At 42.9% G+C, this 15707-nt stretch carries 15 protein-coding genes and 1 riboswitch; of the genes, 7 read left to right on the plus strand and 8 right to left on the minus strand.

Translation table 11 applies throughout. The features are described from left to right. Window positions 1-44 precede the first annotated feature (44 nt). A complete protein-coding gene (locus PROVRUST_RS07290; RefSeq protein ID WP_006814109.1) occupies window positions 45-755 on the plus strand; it encodes a DUF1190 family protein in 711 nt (236 codons plus the stop codon). Between the two features lie 6 nt (window positions 756-761). Beyond that, window positions 762-1922 (plus strand): glutathionylspermidine synthase family protein, encoded by a 1161-nt coding sequence (locus tag PROVRUST_RS07295; RefSeq protein WP_006814110.1) that lies wholly within the window; start codon window positions 762-764, stop codon window positions 1920-1922. 72 nt (window positions 1923-1994) lie between these two features. Here the strand turns inward: PROVRUST_RS07295 and ygiD are convergent, their stop codons facing one another. Both ygiD and ribB read right to left on the minus strand, forming a co-directional pair. Then, entirely contained in the window at window positions 1995-2798 is an 804-nt protein-coding gene (gene ygiD / locus PROVRUST_RS07300) for a 4,5-DOPA-extradiol-dioxygenase (RefSeq protein WP_039854719.1), read from the minus strand. 193 nt (window positions 2799-2991) lie between these two features. Further along, window positions 2992-3645 carry a 3,4-dihydroxy-2-butanone-4-phosphate synthase gene (ribB, locus tag PROVRUST_RS07305; protein ID WP_006814113.1) on the minus strand — a complete coding sequence of 218 codons (654 nt, stop codon included), beginning with the start codon at window positions 3643-3645 and terminating at the stop codon, window positions 2992-2994. 151 nt (window positions 3646-3796) lie between these two features. Next, a riboswitch (FMN riboswitch) is annotated at window positions 3797-3956 on the minus strand. Between the two features lie 190 nt (window positions 3957-4146). Here ribB and ubiK point away from each other — a divergent pair. Beyond that, window positions 4147-4425: a ubiquinone biosynthesis accessory factor UbiK gene (ubiK, locus tag PROVRUST_RS07310; RefSeq protein ID WP_006814117.1), complete on the plus strand. Its 279-nt coding sequence runs from the start codon at window positions 4147-4149 to the stop codon at window positions 4423-4425. Between the two features lie 81 nt (window positions 4426-4506). Here ubiK and PROVRUST_RS07315 read toward each other — a convergent pair whose 3' ends face one another. From PROVRUST_RS07315 to PROVRUST_RS07335, 5 genes are all read right to left on the minus strand, one after another. Next, window positions 4507-4860 carry a type II toxin-antitoxin system HicB family antitoxin gene (locus PROVRUST_RS07315; RefSeq protein WP_006814118.1) on the minus strand — a complete coding sequence of 118 codons (354 nt, stop codon included), beginning with the start codon at window positions 4858-4860 and terminating at the stop codon, window positions 4507-4509. Next, a complete protein-coding gene (locus tag PROVRUST_RS07320; RefSeq protein ID WP_006814120.1) occupies window positions 4853-5131 on the minus strand; it encodes a type II toxin-antitoxin system HicA family toxin in 279 nt (92 codons plus the stop codon). The genes PROVRUST_RS07315 and PROVRUST_RS07320 overlap by 8 nt, the downstream gene beginning before the upstream one ends. 180 nt (window positions 5132-5311) lie before the next feature. Beyond that, a complete protein-coding gene (gene hldE, locus PROVRUST_RS07325; protein ID WP_006814121.1) occupies window positions 5312-6739 on the minus strand; it encodes a bifunctional D-glycero-beta-D-manno-heptose-7-phosphate kinase/D-glycero-beta-D-manno-heptose 1-phosphate adenylyltransferase HldE in 1428 nt (475 codons plus the stop codon). Window positions 6740-6835: 96 nt separating this feature from the next. Then, window positions 6836-9679 (minus strand): bifunctional [glutamate--ammonia ligase]-adenylyl-L-tyrosine phosphorylase/[glutamate--ammonia-ligase] adenylyltransferase, encoded by a 2844-nt coding sequence (glnE, locus tag PROVRUST_RS07330; RefSeq protein ID WP_006814123.1) that lies wholly within the window; start codon window positions 9677-9679, stop codon window positions 6836-6838. An 11-nt stretch (window positions 9680-9690) separates the two neighbouring features. Beyond that, on the minus strand, window positions 9691-10653 hold the full coding sequence (locus PROVRUST_RS07335; protein WP_006814124.1) for a CYTH domain-containing protein: 963 nt from the start codon (window positions 10651-10653) through the stop codon (window positions 9691-9693). Window positions 10654-10933: 280 nt separating this feature from the next. On the opposite strand from PROVRUST_RS07335, the gene PROVRUST_RS07340 reads away from it, so the two are divergent. Continuing rightward, a complete protein-coding gene (locus PROVRUST_RS07340) occupies window positions 10934-11545 on the plus strand; it encodes a TIGR04211 family SH3 domain-containing protein (RefSeq protein ID WP_006814125.1) in 612 nt (203 codons plus the stop codon). A gap of 7 nt (window positions 11546-11552) precedes the next feature. Further along, window positions 11553-12788 carry a multifunctional CCA addition/repair protein gene (locus PROVRUST_RS07345; protein ID WP_039854721.1) on the plus strand — a complete coding sequence of 412 codons (1236 nt, stop codon included), beginning with the start codon at window positions 11553-11555 and terminating at the stop codon, window positions 12786-12788. Between the two features lie 34 nt (window positions 12789-12822). On the opposite strand, the gene folB is transcribed toward PROVRUST_RS07345, so the two are convergent. Next, on the minus strand, window positions 12823-13182 hold the full coding sequence (gene folB, locus PROVRUST_RS07350; protein ID WP_006814127.1) for a bifunctional dihydroneopterin aldolase/7,8-dihydroneopterin epimerase: 360 nt from the start codon (window positions 13180-13182) through the stop codon (window positions 12823-12825). Window positions 13183-13296: 114 nt separating this feature from the next. Between folB and plsY the strand changes: the two genes are divergently transcribed. After that, window positions 13297-13947 carry a glycerol-3-phosphate 1-O-acyltransferase PlsY gene (gene plsY / locus PROVRUST_RS07355; protein ID WP_006814128.1) on the plus strand — a complete coding sequence of 217 codons (651 nt, stop codon included), beginning with the start codon at window positions 13297-13299 and terminating at the stop codon, window positions 13945-13947. Window positions 13948-14166: 219 nt separating this feature from the next. After that, entirely contained in the window at window positions 14167-15699 is a 1533-nt protein-coding gene (locus PROVRUST_RS07360) for a methyl-accepting chemotaxis protein (RefSeq protein ID WP_006814129.1), read from the plus strand. The last annotated feature ends 8 nt before the right edge of the window (window positions 15700-15707 follow it).

Genomic DNA, 15707 nt, shown 5'->3' on the forward strand with positions numbered 1-15707 from the left:
CAACAAAAAAACATCTTACTTATTATTAATTCAAGGTAATTACCATGACCATGAAGCGTACCAAAGATATAAATCAAAGCGCCTTCCGTAAATCTTGGCGTTCATACCGTTTGGCACCTGTGGCAGTGGCAGTTAGTGCAGTATTTATGCTGTCTGCTTGCGAAGAAAGCGATGAAACCGTTTCTCTGTACACCAATGCGCAAGATTGTAGCCAAGCTAATCCATCCCAAGCTGAGCAGTGTACTATTGCCTATAATAACGCACTGAATGAAGCCGCTAAAACAGCACCAAAGTATGCAACCCAAGAAGACTGTATTGCTGAATTTGGTGAGTCAATGTGTACTCAAGCTCCAGCTCAAGCAGGAATTGCAGGAACCAGCAGCACTCCAGCGGCAGGTGAACAAACGGCACAAGCACAAAGTGGCGGCGGCAGCATGTGGATGCCATTAATGATGGGCTATATGATGGGGAGAATGATGGGCGGTAGCGCAGCCTCTCAACCGCTGTTCAGCTCAAAAAATCCGGCTAGCCCAGCGAATGGTAAATTTGTCGATGCAACGGGCAAAAACTATGGCCCAGCAGTAGCTGGCGGTCGTTCTATGAGCGTACCAAAAACAGCCATGGCACCTAAACCAGCAACAACATCAACCGTCACCCGTGGTGGGTTCGGTGATACCGTTAATAAACAAGCTATGGCGCAAAAATCTTCTTCGTCAGCTAAATCAAGTTCATCTTCCCGCTCTATGGGTGGTTGATAAGTAATGAAACGTGTTCCTATTGTAGAGCGCCCTAACTGGCGTGAAAAAGCGGCGGAATTTGGTTTTGAATTTCACACCATGTATGGCGAGCCATACTGGTCTGAAGATGCCTACTACCAATTTACGCTGGCTCAAATTGAAGAAATCGAAGAAGCTACGGCTGAAATTCATCAAATGTGCCTGAAAGTCGTCGACAAAGTGGTACAAAGTGATGAGCTTCTCGCTCGTTTCCAAATTCCTAAACATTGTTGGGAATTTGTTCGTAGCTCATGGAAAAGTGAACAGCCGTCATTATATTCCAGACTTGATTTGGCATACGATGGGGTTAATCCACCAAAGTTACTGGAAAATAACGCAGATACCCCTACATCGTTGTATGAGTCTGCCTTCTTCCAATGGATTTGGTTGGAAGATCAAATTGCTGCGGGTAACTTGCCAGAAAATGCCGATCAATTTAATAGCATTCAAGAGCAACTGATCGAACGTTTTGGTCAATTAAAAGATCAATATGGTTTCCGTCTGCTGCACATGACTTGCTGTCGTGATACTGAAGAAGATCGCGGTACAGTCCAATATCTACAAGATTGTGCGAATGAAGCCGGAGTTGCGACTGAATTCCTGTATATCGATGATATCGGTCTCGGTGAAAAAGGCGAATTTACTGATACGCAAGATCAGGTGATTAGTAATCTGTTCAAGCTATATCCGTGGGAGTTTATGCTGAGAGAAATTTTCTCCACTAAACTGCAAGATGCCGGTGTACGTTGGTTAGAGCCAGCTTGGAAGAGTATTATTTCCAATAAAGCGTTACTACCAATGTTATGGGAAATGTTCCCTGACCATCCAAACTTATTGCCAGCATATTTTGCTGATGGTAATAAACCAGAACTTGATAGCTACGTGATCAAGCCACTGTTTTCTCGTGAGGGTGCAAACATCCGCGTGATTAAAAATGGCAAAGAGATTGCTTCTGCTGATGGTCCTTATGGTGAAGAAGGTATGATCATCCAGCAATTCCATCCACTTCCACAATTTGAAGGTAGCTATACCTTAGTGGGTAGCTGGTTAGTGAATGATCAACCTGCTGGGATCTGTATTCGTGAAGATAAAGAATTAATTACTCAAGATTTATCACGTTTCTATCCGCATACGATCATCGACTAAAAAATATTAGCAAACGTATCCAGCCCAAAGCATTTTATGCTTTGGGCTTTTTTATTCATTAAAAAGAAAAAGTTAACCCACTATCACCGACATCATACTCAATGATGCAGAAACAATTCCCTCAATTGGAACCGAAATATCTTCTTCACCATCCCAAGTTCCAAGAATGGGTAAAATGGGTAAAAAATGTTCCGCTGATGGATTCGATTGTTTACCATCTTCACGCTCTAATGCCTTGGTTAACGGGTGAGGTGATTCGTGGCTATGCAAATTATCAGATACAAACTGTTCAAATGAAGTTGCCCAAGGATAAGGCTCAGCTTGTGCATTTTGCCAATTCATCGCCCGCAAATTATGCACCACATTACCGCTACCCATAATCAGAACCCCCTCATCACGCAGTGACGATAACTTTTTACCGAGCTCGTGATGCCAAGATGCTGGTTTTGTGCCGTCAATACTAAGTTGGATCACTGGAATATCTGCTTGTGGATACATACGAACTAAAATTTCCCATGTTCCGTGATCAAGCCCCCACTCCTCTTTATCCTGATAAATAGGCTCTGGAGCCAACAGCTTGGTAACTCGATGAGCTAATTCAGGAGACCCCGGCGCTGGATATTGGATTTGATACAGTTCATCAGGAAAGCCACCAAAATCATGAATTGTTTTCGGCTTAAGCATGGCTGTAATCGCAGTACCACGGGTATACCAGTGTGCAGAGATCACCAAAATGGCTTTTGGACGAGGCAATGTCTGACCTAAAATTTCCCACGCTTGGGTATATGGGTTGTCATTAATGGCATTCATCGGACTACCATGACCAATAAAAATGGCAGGCATCCGGCTGGCTGTATTTTGGCTATTTGTCGACATGATGATCTAAGCTCCACTAAAAAGTTACTGTCACCAGCATACCCTTTTTTAAATAAAACACAGTGGGGGAATTATGAGAATGATCATCAAAAAATTTGACTATGGGATAATTTGAGGGTGATAAAATAAAGGCCACAAAGGTGTGCAACTTTGTGGCCGACTCAATATGCAAACAAACTAATTGATTAACGAATTAGCTGGCTTTTTTTTCCATCTGAAGACGGTAGTTGGCTAAATCATCAATGGTAACAACCGTTAAGCCGTGCTCACGGGCAAAGACTACCACATCTGGTGCGCGCGCCATCGTACCATCGTCATTGGTTAATTCACACAGTACACCCGCTGGCTTAAAGCCCGCCAACACCGCTAAATCTATTGAAGCTTCAGTGTGACCACGACGCGCTAAAACACCACCTTCACGACCGCGTAATGGGAATACGTGACCAGGGCGGTTAATGTCTGCTGGAACCGCATTATCTGCAATCGCTGTTTTGATGGTAGTGATACGGTCAGCGGCAGAAACCCCTGTCGTTACCCCTTTAGCGGCTTCGATAGTCACGGTAAAACCGGTTTGGTTTTGGCTGGTATTTCGCTCAACCATCATAGGAATATCGAGCTGTTTACGGCGTTCTTCCGTGATACACAAGCAAACGATGCCGCTGCTATAACGGATAGTAAAAGCCATTTGCTCGGTTGTCATAGTTTCTGCTGCAAAGACTAAATCCCCTTCATTCTCACGATCTTCATCATCAAGAACGAGGATACCTTTGCCTTGGCGCAGTGCTTCGATTGCATTTTCGACACGTTCGGTTGGATTACCGAATTCGGAAAGTAGCGTCTGATTCATGGTAAAAACCTTCTAAAGTTACAATATTTAAGTTACCAGAACCAGGGCAGTCTTAGGAATACGAGAAATGAATAGATACAACAACTTACAGCTGTTTAGCCATTCAATATGTAGAACAACGTTGCACCCAAAGGTACAAGTATGCAGATACAGTGATTCTCTCCCATCCGGACTATGACCGTCGGCTCCAGATTCACACTGGATCTGCTGACCTTTATTATCTACGCGAATAAATAATAAAGCGCTCGCGGGCTTCATGCGCGATGCATGTTACCGCCGGTGGGGACTTTCACCCCGCCCTGAGATTACGTAATTAATATAACTCCAATAATTCAATGGTGCAACGAACAAACGATAAACTGGTGGGTTACTCACACTTTTCATCAATAAAAACAAAGCGAAAAGTGTACTTTTCATAATAATGTCATAAGGAGGTTTATTCATAGCGCTGCAGGTATTACACTATCAACAATTATCTATTCTGAATTGAAGGACCCGCGAATGCTCGATCCGAAAAAAATTGAACAAGTTGCACGCCAAATCCAAGGTGCATTACCAAAAGGCGTCCGTGACTTAGGTGAAGACGTCGATAAAAAAATCCGTTCACTATTACAGTCGCAACTTGGCAAGTTAGATTTAGTCAGCCGTGAAGAGTTTGATATTCAAACCCAAGTTTTATTACGCACTCGTGAAAAACTGATGAAAATGGAGCAGCGTGTTAGCGCCCTTGAAGCTCGTTTTTCTGATGAAAAAGTGATTGAAGAGAAACAATCTGATTGAGGTGAACGAGCTCACTCATTCAAAAACTAAAGTGCCCTGTAAAAATCGTAAGGGCACTTTTATCGATGTTTATTTTAATGCTTACCGTGGAATTAGCTCACGCTCAAGCAATTGAACTATATATTGATTTTTAGATAAATTATTAGCTGTTGCCACTGCATCTAAACGAGATTCTAAGCGACTAGGGTAACGTAGCGTAAACGATTTTATGACTTCATCATCTTTGAACGGTTTAATACCCTCTTCTTTACAACTCTCAATATACTCAGCCAGTGAAATTTTCGCCTCTTTTTTCAGCCCTTCAATGCTATCCGATACAAAATCGCAATAACCACTGACATCCAAAAATTTACCTCTAAATGCTTTGATTTCAGCTTCATAGGCTACTGATGCAGGATGCCCATCGATTGTCATGACATTGCTGCCTTTAATCATATTTCACCCCTATTACATTTTCGAACCATTCACGTAAACCGCTGACAGCGCCTTTATCCATAACATTACCAGGATGTGGCTGGTGAGTTTGAAACAAAGAACCTAATAAAATAAATTTTCGTCTCGAACCATTACCACTTTTAACGATTCCTCCTAGATTATGGATTAAGCTAATGACATCATCCCACTTAATACTTGATTTAGGTGGAATAGTCAGCACATCAATCATTGTTTTACGGTGTCTGGACGTTAATTCCATAATTTTTATCATCGTTAATCTCATGACATCAAGTCTTGATGCCAGTTTAATTCGATGTAAAAAATGACGTCAATACATGACGTCATACAAACATTAGCATTTAAGACAAACTATCACAAATAAAAAAGCCCAACCCCAGTACTTATCTCATACCAGAATTAGGCTTTTTTAAAATACCAAATTATTTTCTAATTATTTGGTTTTCATAATATTTTTAATGATATTTGTGGTTGAAATACCATCTTCAAAATTCAACACCATCACTTCACCACCAGCAGCCCAAACTTCTTTGCTGCCTGCGATTTCATCTGGCTGATAATCGCCGCCTTTTACTAAAATATCAGGCAGAATTTCGGAAATTAAACGCTGTGGTGTATCTTCTTCAAAAGGTACGACCCAATCCACTGCTCCCAATGCACCAAGGACAATCATACGCTGGTCTAATGGGTTTACTGGGCGAGTTTCACCTTTCAAACGACGAGTCGATGCATCGCTATTCACCGCCACAATTAGACGGTCACCTAATTTACGGGCGTTTGCGAGATAAGAAACATGCCCCGCATGCAGGATATCAAAACAGCCGTTGGTCATCACAACGCGCTCACCACGTTTCCTAGCATCAGCAACCGCTTGTTTGAGCTGACTTTCCGTCATCACGCCAAAACCATTTTCAGCACGACCACGAATGGCATTTTCTAATTCGATAGGGGAAACAGTGGACGTTCCCAGTTTACCCACGACAACCCCCGCCGCGGCATTCGCTAATGCGCAAGCTTCATGTAATGGGCGACCGGAAGCAATAGAAGCGGCCAACACACCAATCACCGTATCGCCAGCCCCCGTGACATCAAATACTTCTTGGGCTTCAGTCGGTAAATGTAACGGTGGCTCATTACGGCGAATCAAGCTCATTCCCTGTTCAGAACGGGTAATCAACAATGCAGATAACTCTAAAGACTCAAGGAGTTTCATCCCTTTTTCTTCAACATCTTGATTGTCTTTGCAGCGCCCAACAATGGCTTCAAATTCAGACATATTTGGCGTTAACAACGTCGCACCACGGTAACGTTCGAAATTGCTGCCTTTCGGGTCAATCAGTACTGGAACACCCGCTTTATTGGCTAACGCAATCATTTTCTCGACTTCGTTTAGTGCGCCTTTGGCATAATCAGAAAGTACCAACGCTCCAATATGAGGTAATGCTTGTTCGATACGCTCCAACATCGGCTGTGCATCAACATTTTCGAAACCTTCTTCAAAATCAAGGCGAATTAATTGCTGGTTACGGGATAAAACACGTAATTTCGTGATAGTTGGATGGGTGGGAATAGCGACGAAATCACAACGGACATTAACGCCATTTAGATTTTCAGTTAAGGCTTTCGCGGCATCATCGATACCCGTTAACCCAACCAGACGGGAATTAGCACCTAAAGATGCAATATTCATAGCAACGTTCGCTGCCCCGCCAGGGCGCTCTTCCACCATGGTAACTTTAACAACCGGAACCGGTGCTTCTGGTGAAATCCGATTAGTCGGACCATGCCAATAACGGTCTAACATGACATCACCAACAACGAGTACACCTGCTTGTTTATAATCAGGAAGTGTTACTTTCATCCCGTACTCCAGTCTTTTAAATGGGAAATCCGATAATTATTGGCGCCAATACTACCATATTGCGCTATAGACAAAAATAATTTGCAGCTCTATCAATTACTCAAGCCATTTTTTCCAACTTGCTAATACTAACTCACGCTGTGCTGAAAATTGTTCGCTACTGACGCGACTGGGCAACGATTGCAGTGCAAGATGGTGCAGCTCATTTCGCATAGTGACATAAGCCAGTGTTAATCCGTGCGCTTCGTCTTCCGACATAAAATCATACTGAGCCATCAGCTCAAAAATTCGCACATTATCAGACCACCGTGTCAACGCTGGATTTTCGGCAGCAAAGCGCAACACTAAATATTGCGCAATAAATTCAATATCAGTAATCCCACCGGGATCGGCCTTCAAATCAAATTCGTTGGTTTGGTGGCTACCTAAATGCTGGTGCATTTTCACCCGCATATCTCGGACCTGCTGGCGCAATACGTCAGGTTCACGCGGTAAGCATAATGTTTCATGACGAATTTGAGTGAATTTCTGTTGTAACTGGCTATCACCGAATACCATTCTTGCGCGGATCAAGGCTTGGTGTTCCCATGTCCATGCATCATTTTTTTGGTAATCATCAAACGACTGGATTGTACTAACTAGCATGCCTGACTCCCCTGAAGGCCTAAGTCTAGCATCTACTTCATACAAAACTCCCGACGTCGTTCGGGTACTAAATAGGTGAATGATCCGCTGGGCGACGCGCAGATAAAATTGTCTCGCATCAATGGATCGCTCTCCATTTGTCACCACATTTATCGGGCAATCAAACAGGAAAACTAAATCTAAATCAGAGCTATACCCCAACTCCCAGCCGCCCAGCTTGCCATAGCCTAATACAGCGAAACCATACTTTTTTTCATCCTGTTGAGCGAGATGAGCGGGTTCACCGTAGCGTTTGACCATCATTTGCCATGCTTGATGTACGACAGCATCAATAATCGCTTCTGCGAGATACGTCAAATGGTCACTGACCTTCATAACAGGGAGAACCCCAGAAATATCCTCTGCGGCAATACGTAATAACTGAGCCTGCTTAAATTGGCGTAAGGCTTCGAGTTGCTGCTCTTCATCGTCCTCAGGCACCCGCATTAAATATTGGCGTAATTCGTCTCGATAAGCCGTAAGAGGTAGCGGTTGATATAGAGATTGCGGGTCGAGTAATTCATCAAGTAGTAGAGGATGACGCGCTAATTGCTCTGCAATCATTGGAGAAGCCGCACACAAGCGAATAACGTGCGTGAGAACTTCATCGAATTCGAGCATTAATTCTAAATAGGTGGTTCGGCTAACAATACTGAGCAACAACGGCGTAATGCGTTCGATAACGCGACCTGCATCTTCGCACTCCCCCACTTTGGCTAGCAATTTTGGCATCAGCTCGTCAAGAACATCACGCCCACGAGGACCAATTGTGCGCTTATTAAGATCATGGCGGAACATATTAATGCCATGGATCACTTTTTCCGCTACCTGCTCATCTTTTGAAGGTAAATAGCTCGCAAGTTCCTCTTTCGATAATTCGCTTTGCCACAGTGTAATATAAATTTCATCACACTCTTCAGCAGTTTCTTCTTCATCATCACTGCCAATTTGCTCGGCAAAAATGTGGTGAACCGTGGCCATTTTATCGCTAAGTTGACGATAAAAATCATTCCAACTTGAGCAGCCCATACCCCACATTAATCGAGTCTGATTTAACGCATCATCCGGTAGCGTTTGGGTTTGTTGGTCATCAATACTTTGCAGCAAGTTTTCGACACGGCGCAGAAAAATGTAGCACTCCAGCAATTGTTCAACTTGCTCACTCGGTAATAACGCTAATTCTTGAATACCTTGTAAGGCCGTAAATAATGATTGGGATTGTAAAACAGGCTCGCGTCCACCACGAATAAGCTGAAAAACTTGGGAAATAAACTCAATTTCACGAATTCCTCCAGCACCCAATTTAATGTTATTCACTAAACCTCGGCGACGAACTTCCCGTTCAATCATATTTTTCATGTTTCTCAGCGATTGGATCACACTGAAATCAATGTAACGGCGATAAACAAATGGACGTAAAAGCTTACGTAGCGTGTCGGCATAATGAACGCTGTCAGGCCCCATGATACGGGCTTTGACCATGGCGTAGCGTTCCCAATCACGGCCTTGCTCTTGGTAATAATCTTCTAATGCTGAAAAACTAAACACTAACGGGCCGCTATCGCCAAATGGACGTAACCGCATATCAACCCGATAAACAAACCCATGCACAGTGACTTGGTCAAGTACTCGGATTAACTTCTGCCCCAAACGGGTAAAAAATTGCGCGTTATCCAGCTCTTTGCGACCGCCACGGGTCACCCCATTTTCTGGATAAGCAAAAATCAAATCGATATCGGATGAAAAATTAAGCTCTCTCCCCCCTAATTTTCCCATCCCTAAAACGAGTAACGGCTGAGGATTTCCATCTCTATCACAAGGTGTTCCCCAAGATTGGCAATATTCTTTATAAAGCCAATCTCGAGCTGCAACGATTAAGCATTCTGCTAATTCACTCAGTTGTAAAATGGTTTCTCGTTGAGAACATAACTCAGTGGTTTGCATCCAAGCAATCCGCACCATCATGTGGTTTCTGAAGGTGCGTAATACCTGCATTAAATGATCTTCATGGGTAACTAATGCAAGCTCCTCCTCCAACCATTTTCCGTATTGCTGCCATTCATCTCCCTGCGGAAATTGAGTGCGTAGATGCTGCAAAAAACGGGAATGAGCCAAAATATGTTTCAGCGCAAAATCACTGAATGCCAAAAAATTTAATTCAGTATCACTCAGGGGCAGCAATTCACTAGCGTGCTCTGTTAACTGATTGATAATTTTTAGATGTTGGCGTTGTAGAAGTTCAGGAGAAAGATGCATATCATCAATACCTATTCGACATTAGGGTACGTTAACGCGGTCAACCATTGAATAAAGGCCAATTTACATTTTAACCATGGGCTGCTGTAGCAAAAATCTTCCGCACTGATATTTTCATCCGCAGCATTCAAACGTAATTGTTCAAGAGGGAGATCATGCACAAACTGAGGCGCTGAATTTTGATAATGTATTAAAAATGCCTGAACAAAACGTAAAAACTCACCAAATCCCTGTTTCGCATGTTCACCATCTGCCAACCAATATAATTCGTGCTGCTGGCAAAGTTGCTGCATGTGCAACAAAGACGCTTCAATCGGTTGCTCTTCATAATCAAACAGAGAAGCAGGACGTTGTAACGGAGCGGGTATTGAAGATAATAATGAATAACCGCGAGCGGCTTTACTCAAGGAAGAGAGATGCAGCCCATCAATATCCGCAAATTTTTTCGCCAGATTCAGGACATCCGCCACAAACCCTTTTTTTAATTCCAACTCAAATTCTTGAATGGGTAAATCTTTTGCCCCAGCAGAAATAATGCCTTGGTCGAATACAATCTCAATTTCGCTGTCTTCAAATTTTACTAACCATTTTTCACGAGTGAAATTGGTGCTAAATAACACCTGTAATTCGGATTGTAATTCTTGAAGATCTATCCCTTCAGGCCAAATTTCTTCTGGAAATGCTGCAAGATTAATTTCAGGGGATTCGATATCTACATTGTACTCAGGGCGTTGATGTAACCCACCGATGACTTGTCCCGCCGTTTTGATGGTCATTTCATAACGCCCGTCACAACCACGAATACGTAACCCCATATCCCATTGACGTAACTGTCTTTCTGCCGTATCAAAATAGATATTTGTCAGCTTGCAAGGCTCGGAATGTTGTGGTGAGAGGGTTGAAATACTCTGGCGAACAGCGTCTATAGCAGAACTCTGAGCCGATAATTTGAGTTCAACTTCTATATGGTTCATAGACTTCCTTATTTAATAATTTCACTGTGCCCATATTACCCCAATCAATCAACGCAGAGAAAAGAAACCGCACAGAAACCAAAAATTCCAGATATTGATTCTCTTATAGAGAGTTATTTCAATGAACCCCATAATAATTGTATTATTTAGTGAGTTAGGATAGTTCTCATTATCGTTCAACATTTACATAACTCTAAGTTTAAACGTTTGCACCCGTAGACTTTACTTATTAGTATTTAATTAATACGACATTCATTCACAGTAAAAAGATAAAAACACTATGCGAAAAATTCCACTCTTATTGATTTCCGCTATGGGGTTAGGCCTGTCCTTCACAGCAAATGCAGAAACACGTTATGTTTCCGAAGATTTATCGACCTATGTGCGTAGTGGTCCTGGAACAAATTATCGGATTGTTGGCTCCTTAAATGCTGGCGAATCCGTTGAACTCATCTCTATTGATAACAAGTTTGCTCAAATTAAAGATGGCAAAGGTCGCACCGTTTGGATCCCAACGGATCAACTCAGTGACATTCCAAGCATGAAAAGCCGTATTCCGCAACTCGAAGCGGAAAACCAAAAACTACGCCAGCAATTAGATAATATTGATAATACGTGGAATGCTCGCACCGCGGAAATGCAGCAAAAAGTTGCAGATAACGACAATATTGTGCGCCAGTTAAAAGCGGAAAATGAAAAACTGAATAATGAATTAATCAAAGCAGGCAAAAAATTAGATATTGCTGAGGTGAATTTAGATGATCGTCGCCGTGAACTGATTCTACAGTGGTTTATGTATGGCGGTGGTGTTGCCGGTGTAGGGCTAATTTTAGGGCTTCTGTTACCTCACATTATTCCACGTCGTAAAAAACGTAATGATGGTTGGATGTAAAACATACATGAAAATCTATCTTGTTGGCGGCGCTGTACGCGATAAATTACTGGGATTACCTATTTCTGATAGGGATTATGTGGTTGTCGGTACGACGCCAGAAGCCATGCTCGCTAAAGGCTTCCAACAAGTAGGTAAGGATTTTCCCGTTTTTTTGCACCCGAAGACCCACGAAGAATATGCCTTAGCCAGAACAGAACGTAAGATTGGTGCAGGCTATACCGGCTTTAGCTGCTACAGTGCGCCTGATGTTACGATTGAAGATGACTTGTTACGCCGAGATTTGACAATCAACGCAATTGCACAAAGTGATACCGGTGAATTAATCGATCCCTATCACGGTGTAAAAGATCTTAAAAATCGTGTTCTGCGCCACGTCTCTGATGCCTTTTTGGAAGACCCTTTGCGTGTTTTGCGTGTTGCTCGTTTTGCAGCACGCTATTACCAACAGGGGTTCCGAGTTGCGCCAGAAACGATGACTCTAATGCAATCCATGGTAGAGACAGGCGAACTTTCTCATCTCACCCCCGAACGAGTTTGGGTGGAGACCCATAAAGCAATAATGTCTCACTCTCCTCAAGTCTATTTTGAGGTATTACGTGATTGCGGTGCCCTCGCCGTGCTATTCCCTGAAATCGACCATTTATTCGGGGTTCCCGCACCAGAAAAATGGCATCCAGAGATTGATACTGGTATTCATATTCTCATGGTCATGGGTGTGATAGCGACACTGTCGAATGATATCGATGTCCGTTTTGCGGCTTTATGCCATGACCTTGGCAAAGCACTCACACCAAAAGAACTTTGGCCCAGTCACCCAAATCATGGTGAAGCGGGTATTCCATTAATTGAAGCGCTGTGTGAGCGATTGAAAATCCCAACAAGTGCACGAGATCTAGCCAGACTTGCTGCCAGATATCACGATAAGATCCATGTCATTGGAAAGCTTAATGCCCAAGAGATCGTGCAGATATTTGATGGATTAGACAGTTGGCGTAAACCAGAGCGGATTGCTCAACTGAGCTTAGTCAGTGAAGCAGATGCCCGTGGACGAGGGGGATTAGAGTGCCAGAATTATCGTCAAGGGGAATACTTACGCCAAGCTTATGCCATTGCTCAGCAAGTCAGCGTAAAACCGATTATTGAACAAGGATTTCAAGGCCCTCAAATTCGTGAAGAGTTAACTCATCAACGTATTCAAGCTGTAGAGAGTTGGCAAAAAACGCAGAAAATAATGGATTAAGAATACACTGGCGATAATAACCGCCAGCGATTGATTAAGCGCTTTTAGTCCCACGCTCAATAAGCACACCAATATTTTTGGCACGCACAACGGCTCCAGGTTTAGACACTTTCACTCTGACCCAAGGCGATTTGAATTCATTAAGCAATAATTGAGCAACTTCTTCGGCAACGCGCTCAACCAAGGCAAATTTATTATTTTCCAGATGATCAATAATCCGCTGACTTACAAGGGCATAATTTAAGCAATCATCAACATTATCGCTCATTGCCGCGGGTTTATTGTTCCATCCCATTTCGATATCGAGCACTAATTTTTGCTCGATCTTTTGTTCCCAGTCATATACACCAATGGTGGTAATGACTGATAATTGTTCAATAAATACGATATCCATCACGTCATTTTCTCGTTTATGTGCTGAATTGATACCACTTCAGGAAAAATATGCGTATTATCCATGTTGAAGTGAATTACATATAAAATAGCTTAAACCGTTTTGGAGTTAGTTATGAGTGCAATCGCGCTTGGCATGATAATCTTCGCCTACCTTTGCGGATCAATTTCCAGCGCTATATTGATCTGCCGTTTGGCGAGACTCCCCGATCCTCGTCAGCATGGCTCTGGTAACCCGGGTGCAACTAACGTCCTGCGTGTCGGTGGTAAAGCCGCTGCCGCAGCGGTACTGCTCTGCGACGTCCTCAAAGGGATGATCCCAGTTTGGATTGCTTATTATTTAAATGTACAACCATTCTATCTTGGCTTGGTCGCGATTGCAGCCTGTCTTGGGCATATTTATCCAGTTTTCTTCCATTTTAAAGGCGGAAAAGGCGTTGCCACCGCATTTGGCTCCATCGCAGCCATTGGTTGGGATCTTTCTGGACTTGTCGCAGGAACATGGCTATTAACGGTATTACTCAGCGGCTATTCATCCTTGGGGGCTATTGTAAGTGCATTATTAGCCCCTTTTTATGTCTGGTGGTTTAAGCCTGAATTCACATTCCCTGTCGCCATGTTGTCCTGCTTAGTACTCATACGCCATCACGGAAATATCCAACGGCTATGGCGAGGGCAAGAAAGTCGAATTTGGCAAAAACTAAAAAATAAGAAACAAAAAACCGCTAAAGAAGTCGCTCAAGAACAACGCAAAGAAGATGACTAATCATAAGGGCTGAATTTCAGCCCTTTTTTATGCTCATCATTCGCCACTCCACCTCATTTTCCTCACAAAATCATCACGTCTGTACTAGGTATTTTCACTTATTCGTTTTCCAGCGCACACTTTTAATAAAAAGTTAATAATTTGAAAAATTATTACTAATGAATAATTAAAAACTGTCGACTATATAAAGGAAAACTTAACTATAAAAGTGACTATAAAATGAGCAGAACTCCCTATATTACTCAGAATGAACATATCTTAGATGAAGATATAACCCTCATGACAACCAGCGACCTACACGGGAACATTATCCACGCTAATGATTTCTTTGTGCAGGTTAGTGGATATCAACTTGATGAACTGATGGGTCAACCGCACCGAATTATTCGTCATCCTGATATGCCGAAGGAAGCCTTTGCAGATATGTGGCGAACCTTAAAAATGGGGGAACCTTGGACTGGGATAGTTAAAAATCGGCGTAAAAATGGCGACCATTATTGGGTTCGTGCCAATATCATTCCAATGCAGAGGAATGGTGTGATCACAGGTTATATGTCGATTCGTATACGAGCCACTCGAGAAGAGATCGCCACGGTCGAACCGTTATATCAATCGATGGTAGAAAATCGAAGTAACCGCAAGATCTACAAAGGGATCGTTCTTCCTAAACGCCGCCAGTTTACCCTTTCCACTCTCAGCGTACGCTGGCGTATTCGCTTAATTTCCATCAGCTTATTTGTGATATGGCTGTTAATGGCAGTTGTATCCGGTTTATCTTCCAGCGCATTAATTATCCCCAGTTTATGTACCTTCGCTACCCTATTACTGGGTAACTTTATGCTCGAACGCAGTTTTGCAAAACCTATCGAAAATATCATGTCCCAAGCCTTAAATGTGGCAAGAGGAAATCGTAATAGCATTGACCATATGAGCCGTGTTGATGAAATTGGGCAAATTCTTCGCTCCATTGGTCAGCTTGGTTTAGTCTGTCGCTGGCTAATTAATGATGTGTCAGAACAAGTAGACAATGTCCGAAAAGATAGCGAATCTCTGGTCAATGATTGTGGTGAGTTAGACAGCCATACACAACGAACTGTCGGCTATATGCAGCAAACGGTCGCCACCATGAACCAAATGTCGGTTTCCGTCAAAATGAATGCGGACAACACCCTCAAGGTCGATATGCTATCTAATGAAACCAGCGAAACGGCGGTGAACGGTGGTGCCATTATGGATGCAGTTGTCACGACCATGGATGAAATTGTACGCAGTACCAGTAAGATAAACTCCATTACCGACGTCATTAAAACCATCGCTTTTCAAACCAATATTTTAGCGCTTAATGCCGCGGTTGAAGCCGCAAGAGCTGGAGAGCAAGGTAAAGGATTTGCCGTTGTCGCTAATGAGGTTCGTAGCCTTGCCAGCCGTAGTGCTAGCGCTGTTAACGACATTCGAGAGCTTATCAATGACTGCGAAAAGAAAGTGAGTTCCGGTAAGGATCAAGTTTATAACGCGGGGAACACCATGAAAGATATTGTTGATCAAGTGCAAAATGTCACGCAATTGATTACACATATTAGTCATGCGACCACGGAACAAGCGGCGGGAATTTCTGATATTACTCAAGCTGTTAGTGAACTGGAATCCATCACTCAGCAAAGCAGTTTATTAGTAGAGCAAAGTACAGAGACATCAAATCAAGTGAGAAGTCGCTCGATTCGCCTTGAAGATGCAGTGACAATTTTACATTAAAATGGATG

This window comes from Providencia rustigianii DSM 4541 (genome assembly GCF_000156395.1).
Classification (GTDB): domain Bacteria; phylum Pseudomonadota; class Gammaproteobacteria; order Enterobacterales; family Enterobacteriaceae; genus Providencia; species Providencia rustigianii.

Coding starts and splice junctions, on each gene's coding strand:
- PROVRUST_RS07290 (WP_006814109.1), top strand. CDS start 45: ATGACCATGAAGCGTACCAAAGATATAAATCAAAGCGCCTTCCGTAAA.
- PROVRUST_RS07295 (WP_006814110.1), top strand. CDS start 762: ATGAAACGTGTTCCTATTGTAGAGCGCCCTAACTGGCGTGAAAAAGCG.
- ygiD (WP_039854719.1), bottom strand. CDS start 2,798: ATGTCGACAAATAGCCAAAATACAGCCAGCCGGATGCCTGCCATTTTT.
- ribB (WP_006814113.1), bottom strand. CDS start 3,645: ATGAATCAGACGCTACTTTCCGAATTCGGTAATCCAACCGAACGTGTC.
- ubiK (WP_006814117.1), top strand. CDS start 4,147: ATGCTCGATCCGAAAAAAATTGAACAAGTTGCACGCCAAATCCAAGGT.
- PROVRUST_RS07315 (WP_006814118.1), bottom strand. CDS start 4,860: ATGATTAAAGGCAGCAATGTCATGACAATCGATGGGCATCCTGCATCA.
- PROVRUST_RS07320 (WP_006814120.1), bottom strand. CDS start 5,131: ATGATAAAAATTATGGAATTAACGTCCAGACACCGTAAAACAATGATT.
- hldE (WP_006814121.1), bottom strand. CDS start 6,739: ATGAAAGTAACACTTCCTGATTATAAACAAGCAGGTGTACTCGTTGTT.
- glnE (WP_006814123.1), bottom strand. CDS start 9,679: ATGCATCTTTCTCCTGAACTTCTACAACGCCAACATCTAAAAATTATC.
- PROVRUST_RS07335 (WP_006814124.1), bottom strand. CDS start 10,653: ATGAACCATATAGAAGTTGAACTCAAATTATCGGCTCAGAGTTCTGCT.
- PROVRUST_RS07340 (WP_006814125.1), top strand. CDS start 10,934: ATGCGAAAAATTCCACTCTTATTGATTTCCGCTATGGGGTTAGGCCTG.
- PROVRUST_RS07345 (WP_039854721.1), top strand. CDS start 11,553: ATGAAAATCTATCTTGTTGGCGGCGCTGTACGCGATAAATTACTGGGA.
- folB (WP_006814127.1), bottom strand. CDS start 13,182: ATGGATATCGTATTTATTGAACAATTATCAGTCATTACCACCATTGGT.
- plsY (WP_006814128.1), top strand. CDS start 13,297: ATGAGTGCAATCGCGCTTGGCATGATAATCTTCGCCTACCTTTGCGGA.
- PROVRUST_RS07360 (WP_006814129.1), top strand. CDS start 14,167: ATGAGCAGAACTCCCTATATTACTCAGAATGAACATATCTTAGATGAA.